The organism is Bradyrhizobium altum (genome assembly GCF_020889705.1).
In the GTDB taxonomy this organism is placed as follows: domain Bacteria; phylum Pseudomonadota; class Alphaproteobacteria; order Rhizobiales; family Xanthobacteraceae; genus Bradyrhizobium; species Bradyrhizobium altum.
Map to the genome: position 1 here is coordinate 69,765 of NZ_JACMYP010000010.1, position 7,312 is coordinate 77,076.

The 7,312-nt window shown below is 61.7% G+C and carries 10 protein-coding genes and 1 pseudogene; 8 read left to right on the plus strand and 3 right to left on the minus strand.

The window, feature by feature from the left end:
• Window positions 1–767: 767 nt before the first annotated feature.
• Window positions 768–989 (minus strand): DUF6894 family protein, encoded by a 222-nt coding sequence (locus tag H8B02_RS48820; RefSeq protein WP_376711596.1) that lies wholly within the window; start codon window positions 987–989, stop codon window positions 768–770.
• A gap of 882 nt (window positions 990–1,871) precedes the next feature.
• Between H8B02_RS48820 and H8B02_RS05470 the strand changes: the two genes are divergently transcribed.
• The 8 genes and pseudogenes from H8B02_RS05470 to H8B02_RS05500 all read left to right on the plus strand — a co-directional run.
• Window positions 1,872–2,720 (plus strand): hypothetical protein, encoded by an 849-nt coding sequence (locus H8B02_RS05470; protein ID WP_229165220.1) that lies wholly within the window; start codon window positions 1,872–1,874, stop codon window positions 2,718–2,720.
• Window positions 2,721–2,753: 33 nt separating this feature from the next.
• Window positions 2,754–2,975: a hypothetical protein gene (locus H8B02_RS05475; protein WP_229165221.1), complete on the plus strand. Its 222-nt coding sequence runs from the start codon at window positions 2,754–2,756 to the stop codon at window positions 2,973–2,975.
• Entirely contained in the window at window positions 2,975–3,418 is a 444-nt protein-coding gene (locus tag H8B02_RS05480; RefSeq protein ID WP_229165222.1) for a hypothetical protein, read from the plus strand. Before H8B02_RS05475 ends, H8B02_RS05480 begins: the two co-directional genes overlap by 1 nt.
• Before the next feature lie 263 nt (window positions 3,419–3,681).
• Window positions 3,682–3,816: a hypothetical protein gene (locus H8B02_RS47940; protein ID WP_283842145.1), complete on the plus strand. Its 135-nt coding sequence runs from the start codon at window positions 3,682–3,684 to the stop codon at window positions 3,814–3,816.
• A 55-nt stretch (window positions 3,817–3,871) separates the two neighbouring features.
• Window positions 3,872–4,372, plus strand: coding sequence for a hypothetical protein (locus H8B02_RS05485; protein ID WP_229165223.1), 501 nt, complete (start codon window positions 3,872–3,874; stop codon window positions 4,370–4,372).
• A gap of 2 nt (window positions 4,373–4,374) precedes the next feature.
• The gene (locus tag H8B02_RS05490; protein ID WP_229165224.1) at window positions 4,375–5,460 is read left to right on the plus strand and encodes a YihY/virulence factor BrkB family protein; all 1,086 of its coding nucleotides are present in this window, start codon (window positions 4,375–4,377) and stop codon (window positions 5,458–5,460) included.
• Window positions 5,461–5,687: 227 nt separating this feature from the next.
• Window positions 5,688–5,912 (plus strand): hypothetical protein, encoded by a 225-nt coding sequence (locus H8B02_RS05495; RefSeq protein ID WP_229165225.1) that lies wholly within the window; start codon window positions 5,688–5,690, stop codon window positions 5,910–5,912.
• Window positions 5,913–6,171: 259 nt separating this feature from the next.
• A pseudogene (locus H8B02_RS05500) lies at window positions 6,172–6,408 on the plus strand (DJ-1/PfpI family protein); the annotation flags it as partial.
• Window positions 6,409–6,452: 44 nt separating this feature from the next.
• Here the strand turns inward: H8B02_RS05500 and H8B02_RS05505 are convergent.
• Window positions 6,453–6,989 (minus strand): DUF4142 domain-containing protein, encoded by a 537-nt coding sequence (locus H8B02_RS05505; RefSeq protein WP_229165226.1) that lies wholly within the window; start codon window positions 6,987–6,989, stop codon window positions 6,453–6,455.
• A gap of 11 nt (window positions 6,990–7,000) precedes the next feature.
• Window positions 7,001–7,312: YciE/YciF ferroxidase family protein (locus H8B02_RS05510; protein WP_229165227.1), on the minus strand; the 312-nt coding region annotated here is incomplete at its 5' end.

Sequence of the window (7,312 nt, forward strand, 5' to 3'; positions counted from 1 at the left end):
TCGGAAGCCTACCGAATGGTGGAATCCAGCCAAGCGCAGCTTGGGAGAGACCGCGGGCCGGGAGTGGAATGACCGGTGCATCCCGAGTTCAACCGGCACCGTGAAGGAACCTATACGTGGAGTAATATCTCGATCTGAGGCATGGAAATAAGCAGCTGTGGCGCGTGAACGGCACTTGGAGAAGCCGAAGCCTTCGCGTTTGCTGGTTTGTCGAGGGGTGGCGCATGAGCATAAAAAAAAGCCATCGAGCATCTCGGACCCCGCCAGTCGCTATTCGTGCTGGCGGCACCGACGGCGGCGGTCGAGCCATTGAAACTGGTCACGGTTGCGGTTGCGGGGGAGGGCCATTGGCTGAGCGGGACGGCCATGATCGTCGGGTGCTACGCCGTCAGCCTGCTCCTGGTCGAGCGCCTCTTTCAGATCGTTAGACCGAAGCTGCACACCATCCCTTGGTTCGCTTGGCTTTGGCGCTGCGTGGTAGCGGCGAGAACAGCGTGCGTAGCGGCGATATGGAGCTTTGGTCACGCTTCTCGGAACTGGCTTGGCGAAGGGGCGGCGGAGCGATTTGGCAACCGTGCAGCGATTTTTGTGCGGTACAAGGATTCAAAAGCGCTGGCAGCTTAGTTATAAGCGACGGCTCTCCTAAATCGTCGCCAGCCCAACGTGGAAGCTTGCCATACCTATCCGGAACCCCGGGATCACCGCGCCAGCAGGTCCAAAAAGAGTCGCGGAGCAAACTGCGATGCGGATAAGACAAGCCTTACCCGTCATACTGTCGTCGAAGCCAATGAGATCTGAGACAACTCGGAATCCCGTTCGTCCCTTACGGAGATGAAGTTGCCCTCACGGACCATCTCGGGTTTTTCAGTCCCGATCCTGTGCGCAATAAAGCTTCCGTGTTCCCTGGCTTCCTTGGCACTTGAGCATTCGTGACCGAGCACGTCATTAGCGGGAACGTCGCCAGCGAGATGGAAGAAATATTTGGGCATGCAGGCCAACGTGAAGCCGGGCCTGGTTGTTCCTTTTGGGTGCTCACGGCGCGAGTCTTAAGGTGAAAACGCGATGCTTACTGAGCACAAGTCTGGCCGTTGCGCATTCCAGCATATCTTCTCGCCGACTGACGCTACCTTGCCTGGCTTCCAACTCTCTGATCGCCAGCATCGAAATCTGCAGGGGGTCCTGTACGCCAGTTCTCGGTCTATGATGAGGTCTTCTTGGGTTTCCCGATCTAGGCTGAAATCGCACCGCCGCCGATCCGATCGTTCTGAAGGCGTATGATTTGCGCGGCGAGGCGCTGCGCCCGTTCATCCCGCACGGCGGCTATGGCGTTGGCAAAAGCCCTTCCGTGCTAGAAAATCACGCACCCTGCGTTCGGATCGAGGAGGCCTTCGTGACGGAGGCCGACCAGCAGCGGCCAAACCCTCAAGCAAATCATTGGCTGGCTTGGCCGCATACGCGGATGACGACGAGATCTCTGGACCGTTGCTTGCTCAACAACAGAAAGCGGTATGGGCCCTCTGCCGTCTCTCTAATCCATTCCCGCCGGCACCGAGTCGCGTCATCGCGAAGAATCGATGTCGGAAAACAGTGTGGAAATCACCGGTTCGGCGATTCCACAAGTGCGTTAGGAGCCCGGTTTCGGCGAGGCTCCTTTTTTGGCCGTGTTCTATGGCGGCGCCGAGGTGAAAGCGAGCCGCACCCTTTGATCGCCGCGTCGCATCACTCATCCGCGTAGGAACTTTGGTTTCCCGGCCAGATTATCAGGACGAATTGAGCGGAGGAGGCTTTCATGAACCAGCTGATTTATCTGGTGGGACTGATCGTGGTCATTCTTGCGATATTGTCGTTCTTTGGATTGCGGTAGGCACATCATGGAGAGCGATCGAGATCTTGCTGACGTCGTCGACGCCAAGGGCGGCCTTCGGCTGCAATGGAGCCCGGTGTTCGCCGGCGCGCTCGCCGCGGCGGCTCTGTCGCTGATCCTGATCAGCTTCGGCGCTGCGATCGGCTTGGGCGTCAGCTCGAGCTCGCCGTCGTGGCGTGATGCCTCGGCTGCGCTCGCGCTGCTATCCGGGCTGTACCTGATCCTGCAGGCGCTGGTGAGCTTCGGCGTCGGCGGCTACATCGCCGGCCGCGCGCAGCGCGTGATGGGCGCCGTGCCTTCCGATCTGATTGAAAGCAGCGACGGGCTTCACGGCCTCACGGCGTGGGCGCTCGGCGTCGTCGTAGGGGCCGCGGTTGTCGCGCTGATCGGCCTGTCGGCCGCGCGCCCGACAATCCAGAACCGGCCGTCAGTTACCGCCGCGGAGCCGTTGCTGAGCGCTGAGATCGATCGTCTGTACCGGTCGTTACGGCGTCCGGCCAATGTCGATATCGGCTATGAGCGGGCCGAGGCGGGCCGCATCCTGCTGACCAGCTCCGGCCACACCGGCGTCAGCACCGAAGATCGTAGCTATCTGATCCAGCAGGTCGGAGCCGCGACTGGGATACCTGCCGTCGAGGCCGAGAAGCGCGTCGACAGTGTCATCGGCGATGCGAGCACCGCGATCCAGCGATCACGACGCAGCTCGGTCATCCTGGCGTTTTCGGCTGCGGCGGCGCTGCTGTTCGGCGCGGTCGCCGCCTGGGCCTCGGCCTGCGCAGGCGGTCGGCATCGCGACGGCGCAGCGCTACCCGGGTGGATGGGCGGCAGGCCGACCACCGCGGTGCCAATCGTTTGAGTAGTTGATTGAAGGTGCTCAAGGGAGACAGAGATGGCAACGATCTTGATCATGGATCATACCGGCGACACTCGCCACGATTTCGATCCAAATGACAGCAAGCAACTCGCTCGGGCGAATGCGCGTTTCACCGACTTGACGTCGGATGGCTACACCGCCGCAATACGGACATCGACCGGGGAGGTAGCGCTCGTCCGTTCGCTGGACCCGACCGCCGAAGAAACTCTATTCTACCCAAGGCTGGTCGGCGGCTGATGACGGCACGTCTGCGTGACATACCTTTTTCAGCCGCACTCGGTCGCGTCGCCATTGCTCTGCGCGGGACGCTGGTCTCGATCTGGGATCGCTGGCAGGCCTACGAAAGAATCGAAGCTAGGGGGTTCGCGCTGATGTTTGCGTGGCTTTCGCCAGAGCAGCGGTCGCAGTTCGAGAAATACAAGCGCTTCGACGTTGTCGGCTCGGAGTCCGGCAAGCGATATCGAATTTGCTACGGAATGTCGACCAATGTCTATGCGATGGACGACAGGGACCACGACGTGATCGGCTGGTGCTTCCGGCCGGTCGGTTGTCTGGTGGCGGGTGACGTGATGCTGGCTCAGAAGATCGCGCTGGAAACCGATGAACGCGCGACGCTCATGGTTGCGAGACCATTCCCGAGTTCCCTGCCGCCGCGATCGCATTTTCCTCCAAGCAGTTAGACATCCGGCGCGCTTGTCAGCTCCGCGTGACCAGAAGCGCAATTTTCCCGGGCGCGTTTGGCCTGTTTGTGGCGGCCATGTAGGCCACCTTCGCCGCAGGCAGGACTGATGCCGCGCAATTTCAAAACGCTGAAGGCGACGCCGGTCCTCTACGGAGGGCATGCAGTCTTTGGCATCGTGCTGCTCGTCCTCGGGTGGCACGACCCGCACCCGAGGCGCATACCTCCAAGGCCGTGGACATATCCGTTGCTGTACATCCCATCATGGAGCTGACGGTCATCGCCACGGCCAAGCCGGCTGATGGCGACGCAGTGAAGCAGCGGCTCATGGGCTTCGTCAGCACGATGCTTCCCGACGCCAGCGCCGGTCGACTGGAGCCGTCACGCGCGTCGGCGTAGGGAACGTCGATCGTCCTGCCGGGTTGACGGATGCCGACTTGCAGTGGACATCGCGATGCGCGCCAACACCCGACCATCTCCGTTCAGCCTGATCGTCCGTTCTTATCTCGCGGACCTGCGACAATGGACCGGGCATCTGGTGGCCGGCTACGCGCTGGCATGCGGCTTTATGTTGGCGGGCGGGGTCTCGCTCGTGATCGCAATCGGGATAGGCGTTGACGCGGCTTTCCGGGCCCTGGAGATGCGTTACGACATCTGGATCGCATATGCCACGATCGGGGGCGCCTTTCTCGTCCTCGGACTCCTGGGATTGGTGATGGGCCGCCTGCTGCTCGGGCACCCTGCGCCGGCCGTGCCGCGGCCAAGCCGGCAGGTCGATATGCTCAAGCGGGCGATCGCGGTGTCCGCTGCGGCACGGCTGATCGCCACTTCCCGGCCGGGAGGAGGGAGCGCCGACACCACGACTCAGGCGCTGGCCGCCGCGGCCGCAGCGATGCTGATTGGCTGGTTTGCCGCATCGCGCTTCAGGCGTCGGCACGACGACGTCCAGGATTAGCCATGGCCCCGCGCTCCCGCTGGCCAAACGACCTGATGCTCGCGGGGGCAACGGCGCTGGCGACCGTTGCGATCTATCGACACCTGTCTAGATCGGGCTCGTCACCCGTTCAGGGGCAGGCCGCCGGGCCGATGCTGGCGGAGACGGAAGAGCGTGGACGGCTGGCGCATACGCCGCTTCAGATTCCGGCTGTCGGCTGGAAGGATGTCTTGCTGCGCACCTATCAGCAGATCGACGAGGACCGGCTGCTTGCGACCGCCGCCGGCGTGGTGTTCTACGGCCTGCTGGCAATGTTCCCGGCCATCACCGCGCTCGTCTCGAGCTACGGCCTGTTCGCCGATCCGTCCACGATCTCATCGAACCTGCAAAGTCTGGCACTCATGTTGCCGGAGGGATCTTTCGCGATCGTTCAGGACCAGGTCGCCCGTGTTCTCGCGAAAGGCACCTCGACGCTGGGCGTGACTTTTGTGTTCGGCCTGTTGATCGCGATCTGGAGCGCCAATGCCGGCATGAAGGCGATCTTCGACGCGCTCAACGTCGTCTACGAGGAAAAAGAGAAGCGCGGCTTCGTCAAACTCAACTTGATGTCGCTTTCATTCACGATCGCAGCGCTCGTTTCGATCATGTTGATGGTGGGGGCGGTGGTCGTCGTCCCGCTTCTGCTGCAGCAGGTCGGACTGGGCGCACGGGCCGAACTCGTCATCGGGTTCGGACGTTGGCCCATTCTCGTCATCCTGCTCCTCATCGCGCTTGCGGTGCTCTACCGCTTCGGTCCCAGCCGAGCCAAGCCGCGCTGGCAATGGCTGAGTGTCGGCGCCGTTGCTGCGGCGACGCTTTGGCTGATCGGCTCGGCGCTGCTCTCTTGGTACCTGGCGAATTTCGGCGATTACGACGCGACCTATGGCTCGCTTGGCGCCGCCATAGGCCTGATGACCTGGATGTGGATGTCGGCGATCATCGTGCTGTGTGGCGCGGAGCTGAATTCAGAGATTGAGCATCAGACCGCCATCGATTCGACCGAGGGCCGTGGCAAGCCGCTCGGATCGCGTGGCGCAAGGATGGCGGATACGGTCGGCAAGGCTTCGTAGCAAGACCGATGTTCACTAGTATTTCCGCAGGGTCGATCGGAAAACGACCCAGATCGCGACCGACAGCAATCCCAGTCCGCCGAGCACCAGAAAGGCGGGGCCATAGCCGACCCATTGCGCGATCCAGCCGCCGAGCGCGGGGCTGAGCGACGCGCCAACGTCGACGCGACGACCATCATCCCCTGAGCCACAACAATCGTGGTTGCGACGAAGCCCGGACCGTCGGCATGAGCGCCGGCAACCGCGGCAAGACCGTAGAGCGGGACGATTGCGGCGTTACCGAGATGAAAGTCGGAGAATGCGACGGTAAGCAACAGGAAGGGCTTGTGCTTGACCGGCACTGCAAAGTCGTGAGGCTGGAGCTTTTTCCTTGCCGCGTGCCGCACGAACAAATTTTTGTAACCGCCCACGCCTCAACGGGCATAGGAACCATCGGCGTGACTAGCGCTTAAGCAAAATGGTTCAAATCAACGTGCTGGAAACACCATCGCTGATGGGTATCGCAGACAGGTTTGTTCGAGCGCCTAGAGCTTGAGACGTTCCTTGAAGCAAAGTCGCGAAGGGCGAGGCGAGGGAAACTAGGCTGACCTTTGATGGGCTCTGCTACCTGCGACGGCTGCTGACGGAAGCATGACGCCTGTCGGAACGCGGTCACCGCGTCCGGTCCGTGTTGATCAAGGACCAGTCAGGAAAGCGCCAATGGAGCAGCCAGTGGATTTAAGTGGTAGGAAGATCGCCATTCTCGCAACGCATGGCTTTGAGCAGTCGGGGCTCGAAGTGCCGCGCGATCGTCTGAAGAAGGCTGGCGCAATTGTCGAAATCGTATCGATCGCTGCCGGCGAAATCAAGGGCTGGGACAAGAAGGATTGGGGACGTCCGGTCAAGGTCGACAAGACGCTGGATCAGGCGGTCGCTGCCGACTACGACGCGATCGTCCTGCCCGGAGGACACCACGCCGGCAACCGGGTTGGCGGTTGCCGGCGGCCATTCGCCTACTTTCGGTTAGTGTTCAGGTCCTGCGCCATTACGAGGTGATGCTGAAGCGCTGGCAAGGTCGTGCCGGCCCAATCCTTCAGCTTCGGATTGTCGCCGCCCTTGGCGTAGCGTTCGAAGAGCGAAACTGCGTCCTTGTGGGCGCTGACCTGCATCGGATCGTATTCGCTGGCAAAATCGTCCGGCTTGGCGTCGCGCAGCCGATCGAGCTTTTTCTGTGAGCTGTCGTCCAGAGCGGTCGGCAACGCTGACTTCATCTCGCCGCTGACCATCTCCTTCAACTCCGTACTGGTCTTGGTGTGGTCAGCCATCATCTGATGGGCAAATGTTTTCTCGGCGGCATTGCCTTCCTGCTGCGCAATCTTGGCCGCCTCGATCTCCAGCATGTCACTGGTCGTGGCTTCCTTGATGAAGTCTTCCGTCTTAGGCGCGACGCCAAGGACGGAATTGACGCCGGTCTTCTCACTCACCGATTGGGCGAGCGCTGGCGAGGCCAGCGCCCAGCCAATTGCAATTGCCAGAATGGCTCGCTTCATCGCGCATCTCCTCAGGCGGCTTCGGCGTTGATGGCGCTGACGGCGAGCTTGGTAAGTGTTTCGTCCGTCTTCTTCTCCTCGGCCAAGGTCTGATCGATGAGCTTGACGGCGTCCTTCATGCCGAGCTTTGTCGCCCAGGCCTTCAATGTGCCATAGCGGGCGATTTCGTAATGCTCGACCGCCTGCGCCGCGGAGACCAGGCCCGGATCGAGCGCCGGCGTGTCGGCGTACTCTTCCATGATCTCCTTGCCTTCGTCGATGATGCCCTCGATAGCATCGCACTTCTTGCCGCGCGCCGGCTTGCCCATCAGACAGGCAGTCGG

Coding starts and splice junctions, on each gene's coding strand:
- H8B02_RS05495 (WP_229165225.1), top strand. CDS start 5,688: ATGAGCGCCGGCAACCGCGGCAAGACCGTAGAGCGGGACGATTGCGGC.
- H8B02_RS05475 (WP_229165221.1), top strand. CDS start 2,754: ATGGCAACGATCTTGATCATGGATCATACCGGCGACACTCGCCACGAT.
- H8B02_RS05505 (WP_229165226.1), bottom strand. CDS start 6,989: ATGAAGCGAGCCATTCTGGCAATTGCAATTGGCTGGGCGCTGGCCTCG.
- H8B02_RS47940 (WP_283842145.1), top strand. CDS start 3,682: ATGGAGCTGACGGTCATCGCCACGGCCAAGCCGGCTGATGGCGACGCA.
- H8B02_RS05470 (WP_229165220.1), top strand. CDS start 1,872: ATGGAGAGCGATCGAGATCTTGCTGACGTCGTCGACGCCAAGGGCGGC.
- H8B02_RS05485 (WP_229165223.1), top strand. CDS start 3,872: ATGCGCGCCAACACCCGACCATCTCCGTTCAGCCTGATCGTCCGTTCT.
- H8B02_RS48820 (WP_376711596.1), bottom strand. CDS start 989: ATGCCCAAATATTTCTTCCATCTCGCTGGCGACGTTCCCGCTAATGAC.
- H8B02_RS05490 (WP_229165224.1), top strand. CDS start 4,375: ATGGCCCCGCGCTCCCGCTGGCCAAACGACCTGATGCTCGCGGGGGCA.
- H8B02_RS05480 (WP_229165222.1), top strand. CDS start 2,975: ATGACGGCACGTCTGCGTGACATACCTTTTTCAGCCGCACTCGGTCGC.